19 protein-coding genes and 1 riboswitch are annotated in these 22,108 nt (G+C 56.5%); of the genes, 10 read left to right on the top strand and 9 right to left on the bottom strand.

Going from position 1 to position 22,108, the window contains the following annotated elements; translation table 11 throughout:
- Positions 1-6: 6 nt before the first annotated feature.
- Positions 7-1,251, top strand: coding sequence for a peptidase MA family metallohydrolase (locus AC6CHQ_RS03100; protein ID WP_498080865.1), 1,245 nt, complete (start codon positions 7-9; stop codon positions 1,249-1,251).
- Positions 1,251-1,655, top strand: coding sequence for an NUDIX hydrolase (locus AC6CHQ_RS03095; RefSeq protein WP_251239848.1), 405 nt, complete (start codon positions 1,251-1,253; stop codon positions 1,653-1,655). The genes AC6CHQ_RS03100 and AC6CHQ_RS03095 overlap by 1 nt, the downstream gene beginning before the upstream one ends.
- Before the next feature lie 46 nt (positions 1,656-1,701).
- On the opposite strand, the gene AC6CHQ_RS03090 is transcribed toward AC6CHQ_RS03095, so the two are convergent.
- From AC6CHQ_RS03090 to AC6CHQ_RS03075, 4 genes are all read right to left on the bottom strand, one after another.
- Complete coding sequence (locus AC6CHQ_RS03090) at positions 1,702-2,667, bottom strand: DMT family transporter (RefSeq protein WP_251239849.1); 966 nt, start codon at positions 2,665-2,667, stop codon at positions 1,702-1,704.
- Positions 2,668-2,680: 13 nt separating this feature from the next.
- On the bottom strand, positions 2,681-3,907 hold the full coding sequence (gene pepT, locus AC6CHQ_RS03085; RefSeq protein ID WP_251239850.1) for a peptidase T: 1,227 nt from the start codon (positions 3,905-3,907) through the stop codon (positions 2,681-2,683).
- Between the two features lie 131 nt (positions 3,908-4,038).
- Complete coding sequence (locus AC6CHQ_RS03080; protein WP_498080864.1) at positions 4,039-4,704, bottom strand: lysoplasmalogenase; 666 nt, start codon at positions 4,702-4,704, stop codon at positions 4,039-4,041.
- 43 nt (positions 4,705-4,747) lie between these two features.
- Complete coding sequence (locus AC6CHQ_RS03075; RefSeq protein ID WP_498080863.1) at positions 4,748-5,629, bottom strand: LysR substrate-binding domain-containing protein; 882 nt, start codon at positions 5,627-5,629, stop codon at positions 4,748-4,750.
- A 106-nt stretch (positions 5,630-5,735) separates the two neighbouring features.
- Between AC6CHQ_RS03075 and AC6CHQ_RS03070 the strand changes: the two genes are divergently transcribed.
- A complete protein-coding gene (locus AC6CHQ_RS03070) occupies positions 5,736-6,734 on the top strand; it encodes a YeiH family protein (RefSeq protein ID WP_498080862.1) in 999 nt (332 codons plus the stop codon).
- 59 nt (positions 6,735-6,793) lie between these two features.
- Here the strand turns inward: AC6CHQ_RS03070 and AC6CHQ_RS03065 are convergent, their stop codons facing one another.
- Complete coding sequence (locus AC6CHQ_RS03065) at positions 6,794-7,018, bottom strand: DUF2187 family protein (protein WP_092050531.1); 225 nt, start codon at positions 7,016-7,018, stop codon at positions 6,794-6,796.
- A gap of 369 nt (positions 7,019-7,387) precedes the next feature.
- Between AC6CHQ_RS03065 and AC6CHQ_RS03060 the strand changes: the two genes are divergently transcribed.
- Genes AC6CHQ_RS03060 through AC6CHQ_RS03050 form a run of 3 tightly spaced genes read left to right on the top strand, consistent with a single transcriptional unit; the run spans position 7,388 to position 10,370 of the window.
- Positions 7,388-7,666: a YhdT family protein gene (locus AC6CHQ_RS03060; RefSeq protein WP_251239854.1), complete on the top strand. Its 279-nt coding sequence runs from the start codon at positions 7,388-7,390 to the stop codon at positions 7,664-7,666.
- Complete coding sequence (gene panF, locus AC6CHQ_RS03055; protein WP_251239855.1) at positions 7,663-9,138, top strand: sodium/pantothenate symporter; 1,476 nt, start codon at positions 7,663-7,665, stop codon at positions 9,136-9,138. The genes AC6CHQ_RS03060 and panF overlap by 4 nt, the downstream gene beginning before the upstream one ends.
- A complete protein-coding gene (locus tag AC6CHQ_RS03050) occupies positions 9,135-10,370 on the top strand; it encodes a M20 family metallopeptidase (protein WP_251239856.1) in 1,236 nt (411 codons plus the stop codon). The genes panF and AC6CHQ_RS03050 overlap by 4 nt, the downstream gene beginning before the upstream one ends.
- Before the next feature lie 239 nt (positions 10,371-10,609).
- Here the strand turns inward: AC6CHQ_RS03050 and AC6CHQ_RS03045 are convergent, their stop codons facing one another.
- Together AC6CHQ_RS03045 and AC6CHQ_RS03040 are read right to left on the bottom strand one after the other, a co-directional pair.
- The gene (locus AC6CHQ_RS03045; RefSeq protein ID WP_498080861.1) at positions 10,610-12,037 is read right to left on the bottom strand and encodes an amino acid permease; all 1,428 of its coding nucleotides are present in this window, start codon (positions 12,035-12,037) and stop codon (positions 10,610-10,612) included.
- A gap of 191 nt (positions 12,038-12,228) precedes the next feature.
- Entirely contained in the window at positions 12,229-13,869 is a 1,641-nt protein-coding gene (locus AC6CHQ_RS03040; protein WP_498080860.1) for a PucR family transcriptional regulator, read from the bottom strand.
- A gap of 146 nt (positions 13,870-14,015) precedes the next feature.
- On the opposite strand from AC6CHQ_RS03040, the gene AC6CHQ_RS03035 reads away from it, so the two are divergent.
- From AC6CHQ_RS03035 to ald, 3 genes are all read left to right on the top strand, one after another.
- Complete coding sequence (locus AC6CHQ_RS03035) at positions 14,016-15,479, top strand: CoA-acylating methylmalonate-semialdehyde dehydrogenase (protein WP_251239864.1); 1,464 nt, start codon at positions 14,016-14,018, stop codon at positions 15,477-15,479.
- A 545-nt stretch (positions 15,480-16,024) separates the two neighbouring features.
- A complete protein-coding gene (locus tag AC6CHQ_RS03030) occupies positions 16,025-17,383 on the top strand; it encodes an aspartate aminotransferase family protein (RefSeq protein ID WP_424237063.1) in 1,359 nt (452 codons plus the stop codon).
- A 68-nt stretch (positions 17,384-17,451) separates the two neighbouring features.
- Entirely contained in the window at positions 17,452-18,585 is a 1,134-nt protein-coding gene (ald, locus tag AC6CHQ_RS03025; protein ID WP_424237062.1) for an alanine dehydrogenase, read from the top strand.
- A gap of 284 nt (positions 18,586-18,869) precedes the next feature.
- Here ald and AC6CHQ_RS03020 read toward each other — a convergent pair whose 3' ends face one another.
- Together AC6CHQ_RS03020 and AC6CHQ_RS03015 are read right to left on the bottom strand one after the other, a co-directional pair.
- Positions 18,870-19,520 (bottom strand): glycerol-3-phosphate acyltransferase, encoded by a 651-nt coding sequence (locus AC6CHQ_RS03020; protein WP_498080859.1) that lies wholly within the window; start codon positions 19,518-19,520, stop codon positions 18,870-18,872.
- Between the two features lie 73 nt (positions 19,521-19,593).
- Positions 19,594-20,373 (bottom strand): YwqG family protein, encoded by a 780-nt coding sequence (locus AC6CHQ_RS03015; RefSeq protein ID WP_498080858.1) that lies wholly within the window; start codon positions 20,371-20,373, stop codon positions 19,594-19,596.
- Between the two features lie 142 nt (positions 20,374-20,515).
- Positions 20,516-20,628: riboswitch (SAM riboswitch) on the top strand.
- Positions 20,629-20,755: 127 nt separating this feature from the next.
- Here AC6CHQ_RS03015 and AC6CHQ_RS03010 point away from each other — a divergent pair.
- Positions 20,756-22,045 carry an O-acetylhomoserine aminocarboxypropyltransferase/cysteine synthase family protein gene (locus AC6CHQ_RS03010; protein ID WP_251239869.1) on the top strand — a complete coding sequence of 430 codons (1,290 nt, stop codon included), beginning with the start codon at positions 20,756-20,758 and terminating at the stop codon, positions 22,043-22,045.
- Positions 22,046-22,108 lie beyond the last annotated feature (63 nt).

Raw genomic sequence — 22,108 nt, 5'->3', positions numbered from 1 at the left:
CTCTGTTTGTTTTCACAGTACTGGCCGGTGCTGCAATATTGGGTTTTGGCAGCCATCGGATCGATCGAATGGCCGGAGCGGACCGGCCGGGTGCTGGAGTCGGGGCAGTACACGATTTTATATCGTGAGGATGAGGGACAATTGGCTGATGAGGTGCTCTCTGCACTGCATGAAATGGAGCCCGTGGTCTCCGAACTGTTGGGCGAAGCTCCGGAAGCACGGCTGACTGTCCGTTTCTCGAATTTACTGCATGGGGAAGTGGCTGATCAGTCAGTGGGTGTCTATAACTGGAAAACCTCCACGGCCACGCTGCTCTCCGGCATTTCCGACTGGAGACCCACTCTGCTCCATGAATATGTCCACTATCGTTCGCATCAGTATCAGGCCCTTAAAGGTACGCCACCCGGGACAATCCCGCAATGGTTTGAGGAAGGCCTGGCGATGTATGTTCAGCATCCTGTGCCGCCTGCCGACGCAAGTGATGTGGAGATTTCACATGACCTGAGGGAAATCGGCAGCTATCAGGACTTTCTGGGCGCTCTTGAGCACACCGATATTTATGCACAGAGTTATTTTGCAGTAGCTCATCTGATCGAGTGGTACGGCACAGAGTCCGTTTTGGTTCTTCTCAATTCTACTTCGCAGGACCAGTTTTATGCCCGTCTGGAAAAGCTAACCGGCAAAAGTAGTGCTGATTTCAGTGGTTCGCTGATGGACGCTTATATGAATGATGAGGAACGAAAGTACGAGATGGCTATGCGCTTCCAGGATCACCTGTTCAAGGATGACTTTGAAGGGGCCGAACAGATGCTGGCTGACTGGTCAGCTGCTGAAGGCAGCCGGGCAGCCAAAGAGGTGGAAGAGTATCAGCGCACTCTTTTACTGCATGCCGGGAAATGGGAGGAACTGATGTACAGCCTCGAGCAAAAAAAGGCTGCCCGTCCGTATGACATGAGTGCCTTCAATTATGCTCTGCTGGCCGAGCTAAATCTGTTGTTTCATCCGGAACGGGCGTCAGGTTTGGTTAAAGAAGCACTGGCCAACCTGCCAGAAGACGCCACGTCTTCTCACATGATTCGCCAATGGGAAGAACCGTATGAACAGATTGCCGATCATAACCCGCGTGAGGGCTATCGGATGCTCATCGAGAACGATCTTTTTTTCAATCAGGAGATAAAGGAAGCACTTTTCATGAAATGGCAGGATGAATACCCGGTTGAAACTTGGTGGGAGAGGAGCGGAGAGCAGTAATGTGGCAGGGAGCGGCGGCGGTTTGTCTTGATGAAGAAGGGCGGCTCCTGATGGTGCTTCAGGGAACACATGAAGAGGAGAAGAAGTGGGCTGTGCCATCAGGAGGGAAGGAAGCGGGGGAGACGTTTGAATCCTGTTGCCTCCGTGAGCTGAAAGAAGAAACCGGATACTTGGGAACTATTGTCCGGCCGCTATTTGTGAAGTCAGATGGGGCGGTTGAGGTACGGTATTTCGAAGTGGTGGTCATTGGCGGCTGCATGGAGATCTGTGATCCGGACGGTCTGATTCATGAAATCGCCTGGAAAGCGGCTGCTGAGATTGATGATCTGGTGCTTTCCTTTCCGGAAGACCGGCCGTTTCTGCTGTCTCTGTTCGGAGAAGCGGCATCTTCTCAAACTGTATGAAAAAGGACCGCTCCGAATTTATCGGAGCGGTCCTTTGGCGTTTGTACTATGAAGCTTGAGCGATATTTTTCCGCTTCGCAAGCAGGGTCTGAAAGCTGTGCAGCGACATGCCGGCGATGATGACGGCGATGCCGCCGAGGGCGACCGGGCCGGGGAGCGGAAGCGACAGCAGGATCATCTCTCCGGCAAGGGCAAAGACGATCTCGAGCGACTGGGTCGCTTCGACCGCTGCGAGCCTCCCCTGATCGTGCCGGGCAAGGTCGGTGGCCATGAAAAACAGTGTGGTCGCAATGACTCCGGACGAGACCGCAACGATGAACGACTGGACGACCTGTCCCCAGGACGGCCACCCGACTGACGCAACGGCAATTCCGGCAAGCAGAATCCAGAACGGAAGTGAGGCCAGCGTCATCGCCAGCACCCGCTGGAACGTGTCAAGCCGCCCGCCGAGCGTCTCCATCATCTTCCGGTTCCCGAGCGGATAAGCAAACGCCGCGATGACAATCGGCAGAATCCCGAGCAGGATCGTCCGGCCCCCGACCGTGCCGGCATGCGGCAGCTGGATGAGTACGACCCCAAGCAGGATGGTGCAGGAGATACCGAGTGAGATGAATGGAATCCGGTGGCGTGACGTTTTTTCTCCGTCAGCCGTTTTCACCGTGAATAAAAACAGCGGAGCCAGCAGCACACCCGCGACAATTGTCAGCTGCCAGGTACCCGCGACCAGCCAGCCCGGGCTGAACGCCGCCGCGAATGTGAGCGGCGCGTAGAACAGCACAAATGCAAAAAAGCTCCAGAGGATGAACGGACCGGGGATGCGTTTTATTTCGGTGAATGAGGTGCTCAAGCCTCTGCGCACCACAACGATCAGAAGCAAAAATGGAACCATGAAGAAGAACCGGAGAGAGGCACTCCACATCCAGCTGCCGCCGTCCAGCTCCATCGAGCGGTTCAGGACGAACGTCACTGCAAAAAATAACGAGGCGAGGATGCCAAGCGTGATCTCCTTCATGATGCGGCCCCCCTTATGCGCGCTCTTCGTACAGCTTCACCATCTCGATAATGACATACGACGCTTTTTCCATGTTGTCGGCGGAGATGAATTCATACTTGCCATGGAAGTTCTCGCCGCCTGTGAAGATGTTTGGCGTCGGCAGGCCCATGTAGGACAGCTGCGAGCCGTCCGTGCCGCCGCGGATCGGGATGATGTTCGGTTCGATATCGAGGTTTTTGAAAGCGTCGGATGCGATATCGACAATATGCATGACCGGCTCGATTTTTTCCGCCATGTTGTAGTACTGGTCGTTCAGCTCAAGTTCGACCGTGCCATCGCCGTACTGATTGTTCAGCTTGGCGGCTGTTTCTTCAAGCAGTTGCTTTTTCGCTTCGAACTTCTCGCGGCTATGGTCACGGATGATGTAGGAGAGTGTGGTCTTCTCGACCGATCCGTCCACGTACATGAGGTGGATGAAGCCTTCGTATTCATCGGTTTTCTGTGGGATTTCATCCGCCGGCATCGCTGCCTGGAACTCATGGGCGATGAGGATCGAGTTGACCATTTTGTCCTTCGCGGAGCCCGGGTGGATGTTCGTGCCGTTGAACGTCACTTTCGCTGCAGCCGCATTAAAGCTCTCGTACTGGAGCTCACCGAGCGGGCCGCCGTCCATCGTATAGGCGTAGTCGGCTCCGAACGCTTCCACGTCGAACTTGTGCGGGCCGCGTCCGATTTCCTCATCCGGCGAGAAGGCCACGCGGAGCTTGCCGTGTTTGATGTCCGGATTTTGCGCGAGGTATTCCATTGCGGTCATGATCTCCGCGATGCCGGCCTTGTTGTCGGCGCCGAGAAGCGTGGTGCCGTCTGTTGTGATGAGCGTGTGGCCTTTGTAGTTGTCCAGCTGCGGGAACACGGATTTGGCCATGACGGTAGTTTCGTTCAGTTTGATGTCGGATCCGTCGTAGTTGTCGAGGCGCTGCGGGTTGACGTTCTTGCCCGTGTAGTCCGTCGCCGTATCGACATGGGCGAGGAATCCGATCACCGGAAGGTCCTTGTCGGTGTTCGCCGGGAGCGTACCGAACAGGTAGCCGTTTTCGTCCAGCGTAATCTCGGTCAGGCCAATTTCCGACATTTCCTTCTCGAGCAGGCGAAGCAGGTCCCATTGGCCTTCTGTAGAAGGTGTCGTGGTGCTGGCCTCATTGGATTGTGTGTCGATCTTCGCATAGCGCACGAGTCGCTCGATCAGCTTTTCTTTCATTGCACGTTCCCCCTTGGTGTAGGATGAATTCCGAATAGTACCATTTTAGCACTTCTTACTTGGGAGAGGGAGCGTGCGGGAAAAGATCATGATGCCCCGGTGAGATTACACATTCGGCTTCCGGGATGACATTAGGCTAGCGCACGTTCATGATCCTGAGCGGCCAGTTTCTTGGCAGGACGCCGGGCGATGCTTGCGGCAATCAGGAATTGCGCGGCATAGTAGGGCACCATGACGAGCGCGTCACGGCCGGCGAGCGGGATGGTGAAGCGGTCGATTGCGAGCACCGAATCGGAGAAGATGAACAGCAGGGCGCCTGCGATGGCGTATGCGTTCCCGGTTCTGATCGCCGTCCAGCCCATCGTCAAAATGACAACGATATAGGCGATAACTGCCAGGCCGAGCAGGTCTCCGCCCAGAAGAAGCGGCCCCGCGACGATGCCGGCCATGACCAGGCCATAGAGGACCAGTGCGCTGCCCGCGGCCTTTGGCATCTGCCGCACGGCGGCACGCCGGAACGCGGCGATGTAAAACAGATGACCGATAAGGAACGTGACGAGCCCGGCGATAAACCAGTAGATGACACCGTCCGCAACCATGCAGACGGCCAGGCCGGTGGTGGCTACCCATTTGTAGCCGGCCGGCATCCGGTCGGGCTGCTTGACGGCGAAAAGGATTATGAGTGCCATCGGGATCAGCTTCATCAGGATTTTGAAACCGACAGGCTCCGGCGGGATAAAGAAGATATAGACGATACCGATTACGGCGATCAGCAGGGGAAGCAGGTAACGGTTCATGGATGGCCTCCTTTGATATCTGTCCGATTCGCCGGACACCCCTTTATTTCCTCCCGGCGACCGTCTTCAGAAACGCGGATACCGCTGCGTGGCCAGCCATCGCCGGAGCATGCAGAATGGAGAACGTCCGCTTTTGGGGCGGGAGGTGGGCGTCCAGCTGCACGAGCTGTCCGGTCTCGATGCCGTCCTTGGCGGCATGGACGGAAATCGCAGCGATGCCGAGTCCCGCGACGACCGCCTGGATGACACCGCCGTTCGATCCGATGATCATGCGTGCCGGTTTTACATGTCCGAGGGAGCGGAGAAGGTGGTCGGTGTGCTCCCGCGTCCCGGACCCTTCCTCGCGGGTGATCCAGCGTGCCTGCTGGAGCTCTTCAGGAGAGACGTCTGCCATGCGGGCAAGCGGATGGCAGGTGCCGCAGACGACAATCAGTTCGTCCTCCATGAACGGAACGGCGGTGAGACCGTCGAGCCGGACGGTGCCCTCGATGCAGCCGATATCGCACCGGAACTCGCGCACTTTGGCCTCGACCTCCTCGGTATTGCTGATGGAGATGGTGACTTCAAGCTTTGGATGGGCGGCGAGCAGATTTTCCAGCAGGCGGGGAAGGACGTATTCGCCGATTGTGTAGCTGGCAGCGACCGTCAGCGTGCCGGTGAGCTCGCCGCTCTGCCGCATCATGTCTTCCTTTGTTTCCTCGGCAAGCGCCAGCAATTGTCTGGCTTTTTCATAAAGCAGCCGTCCTGCCGGCGTGATGCTGAACTGCTTTCTTGACCGGATAAAAAGCGGCGTGCCGAATTCTTCTTCCAGCTGCCGAATGTGCAGGCTTACTGTCGGCTGGGCAAGATTCAGGGCCTCTCCGGCTTTCGTGAAATTCTTGCGCTCTGCCACTTCCGTGAAAGTCTTCAGTTGTTCCAGAAGCATATCCATACCCCTTCCATTACTTTTTCTGATTGATTCTATTATAAAGATTCATTTTAATGATTGACGCCTGAAGCCTATAATGGACGTAAGGAAAGGGGCACCATTGATGAATAAAGGATTCTGGACGGGAATCGGCCTGACGCTCCTGCTTGCGGTCATCGCGGAGCTTGCGGCCGGACTCCCTTATATTTCGCTGATCGGGCCGCTTGTGTTTGCGATCCTGCTCGGCATGCTCTGGAATACATTTCTCCCCGTGAGGGACGAATGGGGTTCCGGACTTAAATTTGCGTCGAAAAAATTGCTCCGGGCGGGTATTATCCTGCTTGGGATGCGGCTGCACCTCGGAGATCTTGCGGAGGCCGGCTGGACCGCTTTCGGGCTCGCGGCAATCAGTGTGGCTGTTGGAATCGGCGCGGTCTGGGGTGCGGCAAAGCTCCTGAAGTCCGATCCGTCGATCGGTTTCCTCACCGCTGCCGGCACAGGCATCTGCGGAGCGGCCGCGATTGGCGCGGTTTCTTCTCAGGTCAAGTCCAAGCCGGAGGAGACCGCGGTGAGCGTAGCGATCATTTCAATCGTGGGGACGCTGTTCACATTCGCCTATGCGCTCCTGCACCCGGCCATGGGCCTGACGGAAAAGCAGTACGGCCTGTTTGCCGGAGGCTCGCTGCATGAGATTGCAAACGTCGTCGCTGCCGGGGACGCGGCGGGCGCAGAAGCGCTCGACTATGCACTCGTCGTCAAGCTGACCCGTGTCGTCCTTCTCGTCTTTGTCGCCGCGGGCATCGGCATTTATGCCGCCCGCAAGATGCGGAAGGAAGGGAAACAGGGAAGCCGTCTGACGTTCCGCGAGCTTCCCATTCCGTGGTTTATCGTCGGCTTCCTCGCCGTCAGCACGATTAATACGACAGGAATCGTACCGGAAGCCGTCGCCTCGCGAATTGTCGACCTCGCCTATCTCCTGCTGGCAATGGCGATGGCGGGCATCGGCCTCGGTGTAAGCTTCCAGGCGTTCCGGAAAGCCGGATTCAGGCCGTTCGCCGCCTGTCTGATCGGTTCAGTCGTACTGGCGGGAGTTGTCTACGCCTATGTAGCTATGTTCGGCTGAAACAAAAACAGCGCGCCGCTTGCCCGTTACGGGCAGCGGCGCGCTGTTTTTCTGTAAGCTTACTCAAAGACGTGATAGTTCTTGTGCGACACGACGGTGCGGTCGGACGGCACACCAATCGCTTCGGCGTCATCTTTCGTGATCTGCACGATGACCGAGTTTTCGAGGATTTTTTCGATCTTCCCGATCACCTCATGGTCATTGCGGACGAAAGAAATTACCTCGCCCACTTTACGTGCCGCGACAAACGGCGACTGCTCCTTCTGCTTGGCAGGAAAAGCCATCCTCATTCACCCCTTTGAAATTCTCGATAAAAAAGAAAAAGCCCGGGTCTGATCCCAAGCGCGTGTGCGGGGGCGGCGAGATTGCCGACCCTCCAGACAGGTTGTCCACTATCATTATAGCATACTTTGTATAATTTTGCTGTTTCCTGCTACAAAGCAATATTTTCCGGTTGCCGACTCCCATCTGGACACAATGTTAAATGAAGGTCGGGATTTTTCGACACATAGTCAGGAGAATCAGAATATTCAATTCTATAGTATTTAAGGGAAGCAGAAGTTTCTTGTTAATGGGGAGGAGAATTCAGTAGAATCAACATACAAGGTCCAATCCGGCTGGGGACAAAGAGGATTGGGGGAAGGGGGAGCAGCATGGAGAAAAAAGATAGGACAGACTGGCGATTTAAAGTCGCCAACCGTGAGGCACTGATCGGCTGCGGACTTGCGCTGCTTAATTTCGTATGGTGGTTCGGATTCGCCTACGGGATGGGGTCGAGGCCGGTGGAGGAGTATTCATACATATTGGGCATGCCGGACTGGTTCTTCTACAGTTGCGTGGTCGGATTCCTCCTGATCACGGCACTAGTCATTTTCGTCGTAAAAGTGTTCTTTAAAGAAGTTCCGTTTGAGGAAGAGGAGGAATTGCGATGAATTGGGAAGTCATCATTCCGCTCCTCGTTTTCCTGGTTATCATTTTCTTCATCGGAATCTGGTCCAGCCGGAAGGGAGCCAAGGTTTCAGGCGGGGACTTCCTGCAGGATTACTTCCTGGGCGGCCGTGAACTCGGCGGCTTTGTCCTCGCGATGACGATGGTAGCGACCTATGGCAGTGCATCAAGTTTCCTTGGCGGGCCGGGCACAGCCTACACGATGGGCTTCGGCTGGGTGCTGTTGGCCATGTCGCAAGTGGTTACGGGTTATTTTGTCCTGATGATTCTGGGGAAGAAATTCGCAATTATGGCGCGCAGGTATCAGGCGCTCACACTCGTCGATTTCCTGAAAGCTCGCTATAACAGCGGGCCGGTCGTCATCCTTTCCGCGGCTGCCATCATCATCTTCCTGTTCTCGGCCATGGCGGCCCAGTGGATCGGCGGGGCACGCCTGGTCGAGTCGCTGACAGGGATGAGCTACCATACAGCGCTCTTCATCTTTGCGGTATCGGTACTTGTCTACGTGACCATCGGCGGGTTCCGCGCGGTCGCTGTGACAGATGCGGTGCAGGGGGCTGTCATGGTCGTCGGCACGTTCATCCTGCTTGCGGGAGTTATCCTTGCCGGCGGCGGTGTCACGAACATCATCAATGATCTCGTTTCGGAAAATCCAAATCTGGTCACACCGTTCGGGGCAGACGGAAATCTCGGTAAAGCATACGTATCTTCATTCTGGATCCTGGTCGGTGTCGGTGTTGTTGGACTTCCTCAGATTGCAGTCCGCTCCATGTCCTACAAAAGCTCCAAGTCCTTGCACCGCGCGCTGATCATCGGTACGGTCGTCACCGGAGTGATCATGCTGAACATGCACCTGATCGGTGTGTTTGCACGGCCTATCCTTCCGGGCATCGATGTAGGAGATAAGGTCATTCCGCTGATCTCGATGGAAGTGCTGCCGGCCTGGCTGGCAGGGATCGTGCTTGCCGCTCCGATGGCGGCCATCATGTCCACGGTCGACTCACTTTTGATTCTCGTCTCCTCGACTGTCGTAAAGGACGTCTACCTCAACTACATCAAGCCTGACGCCAGCATCAAGGCGATCAAGCGGGCCAGCTTCGGTGTGACCGCCGTTCTCGGTATCATTGTCTACATCCTGGCGCTTGACCCGCCCGATCTGCTCATCTTCCTGAACCTGTTCGCATTCGGCGGTCTTGAAGCGGCGTTTATCTGGCCGATTGTTCTGGGGCTTTACTGGAAATATGCCAACAAGTACGGGGCCATCGCGTCGATGATCACAGGCATCGGCAGTTACATCGCGATCCACTTTTATAACGAAGCCAACGGCAATCTGTTCGGCGTGCACACGGTCACGCTGCCGGTTCTCCTGTCACTTGTCGCCTTTATCGTCTTCAGCCTGATCATGAAGCAGGAAGCCTATAACTATGAGCGCATCAGAAAAGGGGAGATTGCATGACGACCGATATGAAAAGCGTAACTTACCTGAGGGACCGCGAGGCGGTCATCCGCCTGACACAAGAGCTCGTCCGGATCGAAAGCGTCTACCGTGGCGAAGGCATTCCTGGCGGAAATGAAGAAAAGGTCGCGAACTACGTGGCGGATGTACTCCGCGGTTATGCCATCGAGACATACGTCGAAGAAGTTGTTCCCGGAAGGCCCAACGTCATTGGGATCGTGGACTCCGGCAAGCCGGGTCCGACACTGCTGTTTGAAGGGCACACCGATGTCGTGACGGAAGGAAACCGGGAAGCTTGGACATATGACCCGTTCGGAGCGGAAATCATCGACGGTCGCATGTACGGACGGGGCACGAATGACACGAAGGGCAACCTGGCCTGCATGATTACCGCAGTCCACTCGCTTCTCCAGGACGGAGAGGAGTTCCGCGGAAAGATCATCCTTTGCATTCCGTGCGACGAGGAAGGCATGATGATCGGCATCAAGGACTTTATTGAAAAGGGCTGGGCGGACGGTGTGGACGGCGCCATCATCTGTGAGCCGGAGGAAAACAACGTCTGCATCGCCCAACGCGGCGCGATGCGCATCCAGGTCGACATGTACGGCAAGATGGCCCACGGTGCAATTTCCTGGAGCGGCATCAACCCAAACTGGCGGATGGCCCGCCTGATCGTCGAACTCGAAAAGCTGGAGAAAGAGGAGCAGGAACGCCTTGGAGAGGACCCGTACCTGAAATGGCCGTCGATCACTCCGACCATCCTTCAGGCACCGGTCAAGGGAGATGCGCAGATCAACGTCATCCCGGACCACTGCCGGACGACGCTCGATATCCGGACCGTGCCGGCGCAGGATCACGAAGAGCTCCGTGGTAAAATCGATGCCATTATCGGAAAGCTGAAGGCGGAAGACCCTGACTTTAACTGCGAACTGACCATTCTCGATGACCGTCCGGCAACAGAGACATCCAAGGATGAGCCGGTCGTCCGGGCAATCTATGACGCGGTGCAGCATGTGACGGGTAAAGAACCGGTCTACAACGGTGTGCCGGGCGCGACTGACGGCACTTTCCTCCACGTTCACGGTGTCCCGATCGTGACGATCGGCGCCGGTGACCGGGACATCCCGCATCAGATCGACGAGTACGTCGATATCGAGGAACTTGCCGAGACGACTGCGATCTACCGGGAGGCGGCACTGCGGTTCCTGAACAGGGAAAAGACGGAGTCGTGAATACCCGACAGGCAGCGGCGGCATCCAGATGCAGGTTGGCGGCCACTTGGGGTATCAATAGGGAAGCGGAGCGGCCGGACTGGATTCCGGCCGTTTTTTTGATGAATCCCTACCAAGGGGTACCCGGGTCAACATCAACAGGGACACGAATCCCTACCAATTAGCGACGAGTTTCCCCCCTAATTCTAAAACCCCCTGCGGACATTGATCCGCAGGGGGTTCGTTGATGATCTTCAGTTTTATTTTGGCGATCGCTGCACATGAGCCGGAGCCTGTCCGAGCCCTGTTGCCTCCTGCTTCCTGCGATAGAACACGAAGTAGATGCCGACAACACCCAGCGCGACGAGTGTGGTCAGGATGACCTGGATCTGCATCGAAGGGATAAAGAACATTGCCAGGTAGATGCCTGCAACTGCTATGATCGTCGCATACGTCAGGTAAGGGAACAGCCACATCTTGACAGGCAGGTGGCCGCGTTCCTGCTCGAGCCGCTTCCGCATGCGCAATTGCGAGATGCTGATGATCAGGTAGACGAGAAGGGCGACCGCACCGGATGAGTTGATCAGGAAAAGGAACACCTTATCCGGCGAGATGAAGTTCAGGATACACGCAACATAAGAGAATACGGTGCTGAACAGAATTGCCCGCGTTGGTACGCCTTTTTTGCTGAGCTTCAGGAAGAATTTCGGTGCATCTCCCTTTTTGGCCATCCCGAACAGCATCCGGGAGTTTGCATAGAGAGCCGAGTTCAGGCAGCTGAGCACCGCGGTCAGGACGACGAAGTTCATGATCTGGGCGGCCGCAGGAATGCCGATATGGTCAAGCACGGCGACGAACGGGCTGACAAGGATGTTCGCTGAGTTCCATGGCAAGAGAGTGACGACAACTGCGATCGAACCGATATAGAAGATAAGGATCCGCCAGACGACACTGTTGGTCGCCGTACGGACCGACTTGACCGGGTTTTCCGATTCACCGGCAGCGATGGCGACGATTTCGGTCCCCATGAACGAGAAGATGACAACGGTAATTCCGAGCATGATCGCGCCGAAGCCGGATGGCATAAATCCGCCTTCCCCGAGGAGATTGACTGTACCCGGAGCCCCGATTCCCGGGTACCATCCGAACAGGACAGCAACGCCAAGGACGAGGAACAGCGTGATGGCGACGACTTTGATGAGGGAGAACCAGTATTCGAATTCACCGAACGCCTTGACGGAGAACAGGTTCGTCGCAGTCAGGGCGACTGTCAGGATCAGGCTCATCAGCCAGATCGGGAAGTCCGGAATCCAGTATTGGATGATGGCCGCGCCGGCAAGCGCCTCGATGGCGATAACGACGACCCAGAAAAACCAGTAAAGCCAGCCGATCGTGAATCCTGCCCACGGTCCGATGGCTTCATTCGCGTAGGTCGAGAACGAGCCGCTCGTCGGATATGCGGCAGCCATCTCACCGAGCATCCTCATGACGAGGACAACAATGAGGCCGGCAAATGCATAGGAAAGGATGGCGCCCGGGCCGACGGAGTTGATGACCGCCCCGCTCCCGATAAAGAGTCCCGCACCGATCACCCCGGCGATGGAGATCATCGTAATGTGGCGGGTTTTCAGGTCTGATTTCATGCCCGACTGCGGGGCGCCGGGTTCTGTCTGGTTCTGTAAGGTCATTTAAAATTCCCCTTTCTAAATAAAGCGCTTACAGGAAGCGCTTTCAAATATTGCTTGAAGATACTGACTTCTCTTTATCATAGTAAAGCTGGAGTGCTGAAGGAATAGACAAGACGTCAAACACTTAGGCGGAGCAGGTGACGAAATGTAAAAATGCGCGCCAGGAAGCCCGGCGCACATATCATCCTCACTCAATGAACCGCCAGCGGCTTCTCCGTTTCGTTCCGTTCCAGCATCCGGTATGCCTGTATCGCCACTTCAAGCGCGAGCCGGTTGGCCGGGTCCATGAAGTTGTTGCCGAGCAGCGCCTCGAGCTTGCCGATCCGGTGATAGAGGGTCTGGCGGACGATGAACAGGCGCTCCGACGCCTCTTTCTTGACGCCGCCGCATTCCAGATAGACGACCAGCGTCTCGAACAGGCGGCTGTCATGGCGGGCGTCATGCTCAAGCAAAGCTCCCAGGTAGTCGTCCACATAGGTCTCGAGTTCTCCGCTCCGCTTCAGCAACAGCAGCAGGCGGTGGATGCCGAGTCCTTCATAGAACTCCGATTCCGTGATGCCTTCATCCTGGAGGCGGATGACGTCCTCACTCTCGCGGTAGGCCTTGCGGATGTCCGAGATGTCCTGGTACGTCTTTCCGATGCCGAAGCGGCTCCCTTCGAACTGCTGGGGCTGCAAATTCCGGAAGTCCCGGATCAATGGCTGGAACCGGCTGGCCGAACGGCTCTGCTGCTCCTCTGAGATAAAGAAGGCGATCACGACCATCTCGTTTTCACCGGACGTGATCGCGGGGAAAAAGCCGTGCCGCTGGAACAGGCTGCGGATCAGCAGTGCCCGCTGGACAAGCTCTTCTTCAAGAAGGTCCTGTGACGGGAAAGGCGGGTTTTCCGGCATGCGTATGCTGAATACCCGGTAGTACATATTCCTGCCTCGCGCCGGAAGAACGGTTCTGACCGTGTCCGGATCCGCCCGCCGGCCGGTGATGAGGTCGCGGACAACCTTGTCCTCCAGGTTCTGCTTCCGTTCCTCGACCGTCCGGTTGCGCAGGAGCACCTGTGAGATGGCAAGGCCCGCGCGGTCCAGGATCAGGAAGTAGAAATCATCCTGTAGCAGTTCGTCCATGCCGAGGAAAAGGCGGCCCCATACTTGTCCTGGGCCCCGTACGGGAACAGAGGCGTAGCGCCCGGCGGATGTATCCACGTAGCGCCCGCACGCTTCCAGTCCGCCTTCTGAATCTACCAGTGCCCGGAGTGCGGCCTCGCTATCCTTCGCTTCCGAAGGATAAAAGTAAGGGGCCGGCCGGTCGGCGATAAAGATTGCCTCGCGCCGGAAGTATTCATGAAGTTCCTGAAGGATCTTCAGAATTCCGTTGGACGTGAGCGACAGTTCGATAAATCGTCCCGAGAGACGGTCCAGCTCGGAAATCATTTTATGATGCCGGTTGATCAGGGCTGTGTGGAGGTCCTGAGTGATATCAACAAAGCGGATCACTTCATGGAACACGATGATCGGGAAGCCGCGCCTGTCCGCCAGGTCGATGACTTCAGGGGCGACCTCCCGGGAAGGGTCCCCCAGTTCGATGCACAGTGCGGATGCGCCCAGCTCATCCAGCCGGCGGATATAGTCCAGTTGTGTATCCAGATCGAGTGTCATGCTGATGCCGGTCGTCAGGATTAGCTCGCCGCCGTTGATGAGCGCCTCAAATTCGCGGACTTCAAGAATGTGGGACCAGCGGATCTTCCGGGAAAGGCCGGATGCCCCCGCGGCCAGTTTGGCTCTACGGAATGACTCGCGCTGCAAAATGTCCCCGACAGTCAGTTCGATGTCTTTCATGATCAGCCTTCCTTCCGTCAAATCTGTTCACCGGTCTATTTGACACATTGTCAAATGACAAACATTCTGATAGTTTGTACAGTAGATTATGAAGTGAACAGTTCGACCCGTCAATATGGTGATTTACCTATAAGGAGGAGTTATCCATGGAAACAGCAACCGTAAAAACGCAAACGCTTTCAAACTACATTGGTGGACAATGGGTCAAATCGACTACCGAGAAATATGAGGAAGTTCCGAACCCGGCAACGGGGGAGATCATCGCCGAAGTCCCGATTTCCACAAAGGAAGATCTCGACAAGGCTGTAGCCGTGGCGAAAGAGGCATTCAAGACCTGGAAGAAGACGCCGGTGCCGCAGCGTGCACGGGTTATGTTCAAGTTCCAGCAACTGCTTGTCGAGAACTGGGATGAGCTCGCACGCCTCGTCACGATCGAAAACGGCAAAAGCTTCACGGAAGCGCACGGCGAAGTGCTGCGCGGCATCGAGTGTGTCGAGTTCGCAGCGGGCGCGCCGTCCCTCATGATGGGCCAGCAGCTTCCTGACATTTCGAAGAACATGGAATCCGGCATGTACCGCTATCCGATCGGTGTCATCGGCGGCATCACGCCGTTCAACTTCCCGATGATGGTGCCGGCATGGATGTTCCCGCTCGCGATCGTCGCGGGGAACACCTTCATCCTCAAGCCGTCCGAACGCACACCGCTTTTGGCAAACCGCCTGGCGGATCTTCTGAAGGAAGCGGGCCTTCCGGACGGTGTGTTCAACATCGTCCACGGGGCACACGACATCGTCAACGGCCTTCTCGAGCACAAAGACGTTCCGGCGATTTCCTTTGTCGGCTCCCAGCCGGTCGCGGAATATGTCTACAAGACAGGCACGGCTCACGGCAAGCGCGTCCAGGCACTGGCAGGCGCGAAAAACCACTCGATCGTCATGCCTGACGCTGACCTCGACAACGCTGTCAAGAACATCACGGGCGCGGCATTCGGCTCGGCCGGCGAACGCTGCATGGCAGCTGCGGTTGTGGTTGCTGTCGGTGACGTCGCGGATAAGCTTGTCGACCGCCTCAAACAGGCTGCGGACGACATCACGATCGGCAACGGACTTGAAGACGATGTATTCCTCGGCCCGGTCATCCGTCCGGCCCACAAGGACCGGACAATCGGCTACATCGAATCCGGTGTGGAAGAAGGCGCGAAACTCGTCCGTGATGGCCGCAACGACAAATCCCGCTCGGAAGGCGGCTACTTCGTCGGACCGACGATCTTTGATGACGTCACTCAGGAAATGAAAATCTGGAAAGACGAGATCTTCGCACCGGTCCTGTCGGTTGTCCGCGTTGAAACACTCACGGAAGCAATTGAGTTCGCGAACGCGTCGGACTTTGCAAACGGCGCCTGCCTGTACACCGACAGCGCATCGGCAATCCGCGAATTCCGCGACGACATCGATGCCGGCATGCTCGGTGTCAACCTCGGCGTCCCGGCCCCGATGGCCTTCTTCCCGTTCTCGGGCTACAAGAAGTCCTTCTACGGAGACCTCCACGCCAACGGCAAAGACGGCATCGAGTTCTATACAAGGAAGAAAATGCTCACTCAGCGTCACTGATAGAAAAGCGGAACGGGCCTGTTCAGACCCGACAGGCATAAGACGGAATGCGGAGCGGGTCCTGACCCGCAAAGCAGGCCGGCTTATGACCCCGAGGGTCTGGCCCGTGCAGCTGGACAATAGAAAAGCGTAGTGCGGCTGGTCAGCCGCGAAAGGCATATGGGGGACTGCGCAGTGAAGCCTGCTTCACGGAGCGGGACCACTTATGACCCGAGAGGCTGCCGCACAGAGCTGGACAATAGAAAAGCGTAGCGGGCCTGTTCAGACCCGACAGGCATAAGACGGAATGCGGAGCGGGTCCTGACCCGCAAAGCAGGCCGGCTTATGACCCCGAGGGTCTGGCCCGTGCAGCTGGACAATAGAAAAGCGGAACGGGCCTGTTCAGACCCGCAAGACGAATAAGGTTCAACGAAACACCAACGGGGGTTAATGAAAGACCGATGGGGGATAACGAAAGACCAAGCAGCGTCCACGAAACACCAACAAGCAGCCGCCCCCGAGGCGGCTGACTTTTAAAACGAATTCATCCGAAAGGGGATAGCACGATGACCGTTGTAAAAACGGAAGCCCAAACGCTCGTCGAGAAGGACCGGCAGAACGTCTGGCATCATATCTCTCCGTATGTGGAGAAAAGCCCGCCGATGATCTGGGCAAAAGGGGAAGGCGCCTGGGTGACGGATCATGAGGGGAACCGCTACCTGGACGGCATGTCCGGTCTCTGGTGCGTCAATGTTGGCTACGGACGCGAGGAGCTGGCGCAAGCGGCCTACGAGCAGATGAAGGAATTGTGCTACGTGCCGATGACGCAGAGCCATGAGCCGGCGATCGAGCTCGCAGCCAAGCTGAACGAATGGCTCGAGGACGACTACATGATCTTTTATTCCAACAGCGGGTCCGATGCGAACGAAGTGGCGTTCAAGATCGCCCGACAGTACCACCAGCAACAGGGGAATGCCTCGCGCTACAAGTTCATCAGCCGTTACCGCGCCTACCACGGCAGCTCGATGGGTGCACTTGCCGCAACCGGGCAGTCGCTCCGCAAGTACAAGTATGAGCCGCTTGCGCCAGGCTTCCTGCACGTGGCTCCGCCGGATAACTACCGCCGTCCGGAAGGCATGAGTGTAGAGGACTACAACATCATGCGTGCGGAAGAGCTCGAGCAGAAAATTGTCTGGGAACAGGAAGAAACGGTTGCAGGGGTCATCATGGAACCGCTCATCACAGGCGGCGGCATCCTCATCCCGCATCCGGTCTACCTGGAGAAGGTACAGGAGATCTGCAATAAGCACGGCGTCCTCCTGATCATCGATGAGGTCATCTGCGGATTCGGCCGCACCGGCAAGAAGTTCGGCCACCAGAACTTCGGCGTGAAGCCGGATATCGTGACCATGGCAAAAGGCCTCACAAGCGCCTACCTGCCGCTGTCGGTCACCGCGGTGCGCAAAGATATTTATGAGACCTTCAAAGACAGCGCGGATAACAGCCATTTCCGCCATGTGAACACATTCGGCGGCAACCCGGCAGCATGCGCGGTGGCGCTGAAGAACCTCGAGATCATCGAGCGGGAAGGCCTCGTTGAGCGCGCGGACCGCCACGGCGAGCGTCTCCGTACAGAACTGGCACATCTTGAAGAGCACCCATACGTCGGAGAAGTCCGGGGGATCGGCTTCCTTCTCGGTATCGAGCTGGTCGAGGATAAGAAGACCCGCGAACCGGCAAGTGCAGCGCGCATCGGCAAGATCATCGCCGACTGCAAGGCGAACGGTCTGATCGTCGGTAAAAACGGTGACACGGTTGCGGGACACAACAATATCTTGACCCTGTCCCCGCCGCTTGCCTGCACGGATCAGGATGTCGACTTTATTATTTCGGTCATCAAGAAGGTTTTTGAAGAGAATCGTTGAAATAAATTGAGTTGGGGATTAATTAACCGGGAGGCAGCCGCCTCCCTTTATGATGGAGGGAAATGGAAATGAGAATTGGAGTACCTAAAGAGATCAAGAACAATGAAAACCGCGTTGCGATGACACCTGCAGGAGTAGCGACACTGGCTACTGCCGGCCATGAAGTGATCATCGAGAAGGGGGCGGGACTCGGTTCCGGCTTTACCGATGAGGAGTATGCCAACGAAGGCGCGGTGATCGTAGAAACTGCAGCAGATGCGTGGGCAGCCGAAATGGTGATGAAGGTCAAGGAGCCCCTGCCGGAAGAGTACGGCTATTTCCGTGAAGACCTGATCCTGTTCACATATCTGCACCTGGCTGCGGAACCGGAACTTGCTGCAGCGCTTCTCGAGAAAAACGTTACCGCCATTGCCTATGAAACGGTCCAGTTGCCGAACCGCTCGCTGCCTCTTCTTTCTCCGATGAGCGAAGTGGCAGGCCGCATGGCGACACAGATCGGTGCTCAGTTCCTGGAGCGCATCCACGGCGGGAAGGGCATTCTCCTGTCCGGCGTACCTGGCGTCCAGCGCGCAAAGGTCACCGTCATCGGCGGGGGCATGGCAGGCGCGAACGCTGCCCGCGTGGCAGTCGGAATGGGAGCGAAAGTTACCGTTATCGACCTGAGCCCTGAGCGTCTCCGCCAGCTGGATGACCAGTTCGGCAACGACATCCAGACACTCATGTCGAATCCATTCAACATCGCTGAAGCAGTGAAGGACGCAGACCTCGTCGTCGGTGCCGTGCTGATCCCTGGTGCCAAAGCGCCAAAGCTTGTGACAGAAGAGATGATCAAGTCGATGCAGCCGGGCTCCGTACTAGTCGATATCGCAATCGACCAAGGTGGGATCTTCGAAACATCCGACCGCATCACAACACATGATGCTCCGACTTACGAAAAGCATGGAGTAGTTCACTATGCCGTCGCGAATATGCCTGGCGCAGTACCGCGCACATCCACGATGGCGCTCACGAACGTCACTGTTCCGTATGCTCTCCAGATCGCCAACAAAGGCTGGAAGCAGGCGGCACTCGATAACGAACCACTCCGCAAAGGCTTCAACACACATGCCGGCCGTGTGACTTACAAAACAGTTGCAGAAGACCTCGGCTACACGCACGCTGATCTTCTCGACCTGATCGAGCCGGTTGCACAGCATAACTGAACATGAAGAGGGGGGCCTGTCTTGGACAGGTCCCCCTTTTGGTATGAGTGCTAATATTACTGGTGATGAACTGAAATTTCCTCTTGGGCGGCTGTGATCGCTAACAGCCGCAGATGTTGATTTCGTCATTCATGCGTCCGGTCTCGTCATTCATCTAACCAATTTCGTCATTCACCCTGATAATCTCGTCATTCGGGTCCTGAAAGCGGACGAATGACGAAACTGAGTCCACGAATGACGAAACCGCGGGAAGCAACAGGTTCTTGCGACGGAGCGGAATTCTCTCAGGCCGTCTTCTTTTTCCCAAACACCGACGACACCCGTTTTTCCTCGCCGGCCCGCATCCTGCGGAAGTTCTCGAGATGCTTCCATATTGCCATCACGAATAGTCCGGCAGCAATCAGGTCAGGTCCGATTCCCGCAGCAAAAACGACGGCAGTCACAGTGAAGGTGACATACAGCATGAGGACGCCGAAGACGAGAAAGTCGGTTGCGAGAGAGACGAGGATCAGCAGCGCAAGCCCGATAAGACCGATTTTCCAGTCAAAGCCGAGGAGCACACCGATGACCGTGGCCGTCCCTTTACCGCCATTAAAGCGCATATGGAATGGGAAGTTATGCCCGAGGATCGTCGCGGCCGCCACCGCGAAAACAAGCAGTGCGCTTGCTTCAGGACCGAGTCCGGCCGAGGTGGCGATGCCCCTGGTGAGGAGCACAGCCGCGATGCCTTTCCCGATGTCGATGGCGGCGACGAGTGCGCCATATTTTTTGCCGAGGACGATGGCCGCATTTGATGCACCGGCGTTTTTGACGCCAGTTTCTTTCAGATTTACACCGGACAGCCGTCCGGCAATGGTGGATCCGTGGATGTTGCCGATCAGGTAGCCGGCAATCACCGCAACGGCGATCCATAACCAGCCCATGGATTCGGGCATGTTTTCAGCCTCCAATCTTGGCGGATACCTTATATTAAGGTTCATTCATCCTAATATAAGGCGGATTCAGCCATCAGCCGCTCTGCATGATCATATGCGAACGGTCAAATCGCTTTTCAGCAAGGTCTTCTTGCCGGATGCAGAAGTACAGCATGCCGAGGTCGCCCCAGACGGCATCCAGGTCGTCATCGCTATCCATCTGGAAAAGAAGGACGTAGTCATCCGCCGCTTTCGCGGCTTCGTCCCAGTCTGCAATTCCGTCGCCATAGTGGGCGATTTCAGCGAACACCGGGTTCTGCACGGCAAACGGATGACCGAGCATCTGGTGGTGGGCATCTTCTTCCAGCAACTCGAAGATCGCCTCGCCGGCCTCGTCATCGAAGTCCATCCCGATGATTGCATCGGCATCCAGCGTTTCCACGGCGTGGAAGACGGCAGCGAATTCCGGAAGCATCCGCTCTTCCGGCACATCACACCGTTCAAGTCTGGTCGGATCTTCATGATAAAGGACCTTCCAACCGCTCCGGTCAGACTCATCGCCGCCCCACGGCTGTTCCTCGGTGTCATAGAAGAAAGACAGGATGCCTGTGTCGGGAAGCGGGTGAACATCTCCGGCAAGCGCTGCGTCCGACAGGTTGATCTGCGCAATCAGCGTGAGCGGCTTGCCGTCTTTGGACGGGATCTCTACATCAGGCGGAAGGTCCGGCGCGCCTCCGAACTTCGATGCACCGGGCGCCAGCGTCCCGGCGGCGTCTTCTTTATTTAGTCGGAAGCCCGGCTTCGCCAGTTCGGAGAATGGCGCGATGTATTCGGCTAGTCCATTTGCTTCCAGCTTATCTCTCCAGGTTTTCATAGAATTCCTCCTCGGATCGGCAGTCTCCTAAGTTAACGGATGAGAAGGCAGAAACGTTTCATGTTTTTTCTGAAAAATACACTTGACTTTGCCCGCTGCACAGTCCTATACTGTTTACCAGATGGAAAACAAAATCAGAATACTCTTATCAAGAGCGGCGGAGGGAATAGGCCCTGCGAAGCCCGGCAACCGGCAGACCATGTCTGCAAAGGTGCTAATTCCTACAGATCCGGGAGCGGATCTGACAGATAAGGGGAGGCATGCGGCGTGTTCGCATCGGCCCTCTTCCTATCAGAGAAGAGGGTTTTTCATTTTCCGAAAAGACAAAACCTCCTCTCCTATCGTGTTTCCATCGAAACCATACCTTTAGGAGGAAATCAATATGACAAACTTTAAACCAGAAACGATTCTCGTGCACGGAGGCCAGGAGCCGGATCCGACAACAGGCGCGATCGCCGTACCGGTCTACCGCACGACAGCTTACGCATTCCGTGACACAGAGCACGCGCAGAACCTGTTCGCCCTAAAAGAGTCCGGCAACATCTACTCCCGCATCATGAACCCGACAGTAGACGCGTTCGAAAAGCGCATCGCGGAACTGGAAGGCGGCACGGCTGCCGTTGCACTTTCTTCCGGGATGGCGGCAATCGCGTTCTCGATCCTGAACGTTGCACAGGCCGGTGACGAAATCGTTTCCGCGGCAAACCTTTACGGCGGAACATACAACCTGTTCGCGGTGACACTTCCGCGCTATGGCATCAACGTGAAGTTCGTCGACTCGACAGACCCTGAAAACTTCCGAGCGGCGATCAACGACAAGACAAAGGCGATCTTTGGCGAAATCATCGGCAACCCGAGCCTGAATGTCCTTGATGTGGAAGCTGTTGCGAACATCGCGCATGAAAACGGCCTGCCGCTCATCATTGACTCCACATTCGCTTCGCCTTATGGCTCGAACCCGATTGAGCATGGTGCGGATGTTGTCGTTCACTCCGCAACAAAATGGATCGGCGGACACGGCCGCGGCGTCGGTGGCGTAGCTGTTGACGCGGGCAAATTCGACTGGACACAGGGACGCCACCCTGGCTATACAGAGCCGGATGAGACTTACCACGGCCTCCGCTACGGCATCGACACGGCGCAGGCCGCATTCGCAACACGCCTCCGTGTGCAGCTGCTCCGCGACTTTGGCCCGACACTCAGCCCGGATAATGCGTTCCTCTTCCTTCAGGGACTTGAGACGTTGCACCTCCGCATCCAGCGGCACAACGAAAACGCTCAGAAAGTTGCGGAATGGCTGAAGGATCACCCATCTGTCGAGTGGGTCCAGTACAACGGCCTCGAAGAGCACCCGTCGTACGAACTCTCCAAAAAGTACCTGAAGAGCGGCGCCGGATCGGTCGTCATCTTCGGCATCAAAGGCGGACGCGAAGCGGGCCGCAAGCTGATCGACAACGTGAAGCTGTTCTCGCATGTCGCGAACGTCGGCGACGCACGCTCGCTCATCATCCACCCGGCATCTACAACGCACCAGCAGCTGTCGGCGGAAGACCTGAAGAAAACAGGCACAACTGAAGAACTTGTCCGCCTCTCCGTCGGTCTCGAGAACGTCGAAGACATCATCGCCGACCTGAAACAGGCGATTGAAGCAGCGGCGCCAGTCAAAGCTTAAATTAATATATAATGTTTAAACTATTTTAAATTTTCCCGCCCCGGGGGTTTCCTTATGGGGCGG

The sequence above is a fragment of the Bhargavaea sp. GQ12 genome, assembly GCF_059758705.1.
Note: the sequence above shows the minus strand (reverse complement) of the source record. Positions and strands in the feature narration are given on the sequence as shown.

Bases quoted from the DNA above. Each gene is read 5' to 3' on its own strand.
- AC6CHQ_RS03095 (WP_251239848.1), top strand. From the start codon at position 1,251: ATGTGGCAGGGAGCGGCGGCGGTTTGTCTTGATGAAGAAGGGCGGCTC.
- AC6CHQ_RS03090 (WP_251239849.1), bottom strand. From the start codon at position 2,667: ATGAAGGAGATCACGCTTGGCATCCTCGCCTCGTTATTTTTTGCAGTG.
- pepT (WP_251239850.1), bottom strand. From the start codon at position 3,907: ATGAAAGAAAAGCTGATCGAGCGACTCGTGCGCTATGCGAAGATCGAC.
- AC6CHQ_RS03080 (WP_498080864.1), bottom strand. From the start codon at position 4,704: ATGAACCGTTACCTGCTTCCCCTGCTGATCGCCGTAATCGGTATCGTC.
- AC6CHQ_RS03075 (WP_498080863.1), bottom strand. From the start codon at position 5,629: ATGCTTCTGGAACAACTGAAGACTTTCACGGAAGTGGCAGAGCGCAAG.
- AC6CHQ_RS03070 (WP_498080862.1), top strand. From the start codon at position 5,736: ATGAATAAAGGATTCTGGACGGGAATCGGCCTGACGCTCCTGCTTGCG.
- AC6CHQ_RS03065 (WP_092050531.1), bottom strand. From the start codon at position 7,018: ATGGCTTTTCCTGCCAAGCAGAAGGAGCAGTCGCCGTTTGTCGCGGCA.
- AC6CHQ_RS03060 (WP_251239854.1), top strand. From the start codon at position 7,388: ATGGAGAAAAAAGATAGGACAGACTGGCGATTTAAAGTCGCCAACCGT.
- panF (WP_251239855.1), top strand. From the start codon at position 7,663: ATGAATTGGGAAGTCATCATTCCGCTCCTCGTTTTCCTGGTTATCATT.
- AC6CHQ_RS03050 (WP_251239856.1), top strand. From the start codon at position 9,135: ATGACGACCGATATGAAAAGCGTAACTTACCTGAGGGACCGCGAGGCG.
- AC6CHQ_RS03045 (WP_498080861.1), bottom strand. From the start codon at position 12,037: ATGACCTTACAGAACCAGACAGAACCCGGCGCCCCGCAGTCGGGCATG.
- AC6CHQ_RS03040 (WP_498080860.1), bottom strand. From the start codon at position 13,869: ATGAAAGACATCGAACTGACTGTCGGGGACATTTTGCAGCGCGAGTCA.
- AC6CHQ_RS03035 (WP_251239864.1), top strand. From the start codon at position 14,016: ATGGAAACAGCAACCGTAAAAACGCAAACGCTTTCAAACTACATTGGT.
- AC6CHQ_RS03030 (WP_424237063.1), top strand. From the start codon at position 16,025: ATGACCGTTGTAAAAACGGAAGCCCAAACGCTCGTCGAGAAGGACCGG.
- ald (WP_424237062.1), top strand. From the start codon at position 17,452: ATGAGAATTGGAGTACCTAAAGAGATCAAGAACAATGAAAACCGCGTT.
- AC6CHQ_RS03020 (WP_498080859.1), bottom strand. From the start codon at position 19,520: ATGCCCGAATCCATGGGCTGGTTATGGATCGCCGTTGCGGTGATTGCC.
- AC6CHQ_RS03015 (WP_498080858.1), bottom strand. From the start codon at position 20,373: ATGAAAACCTGGAGAGATAAGCTGGAAGCAAATGGACTAGCCGAATAC.
- AC6CHQ_RS03010 (WP_251239869.1), top strand. From the start codon at position 20,756: ATGACAAACTTTAAACCAGAAACGATTCTCGTGCACGGAGGCCAGGAG.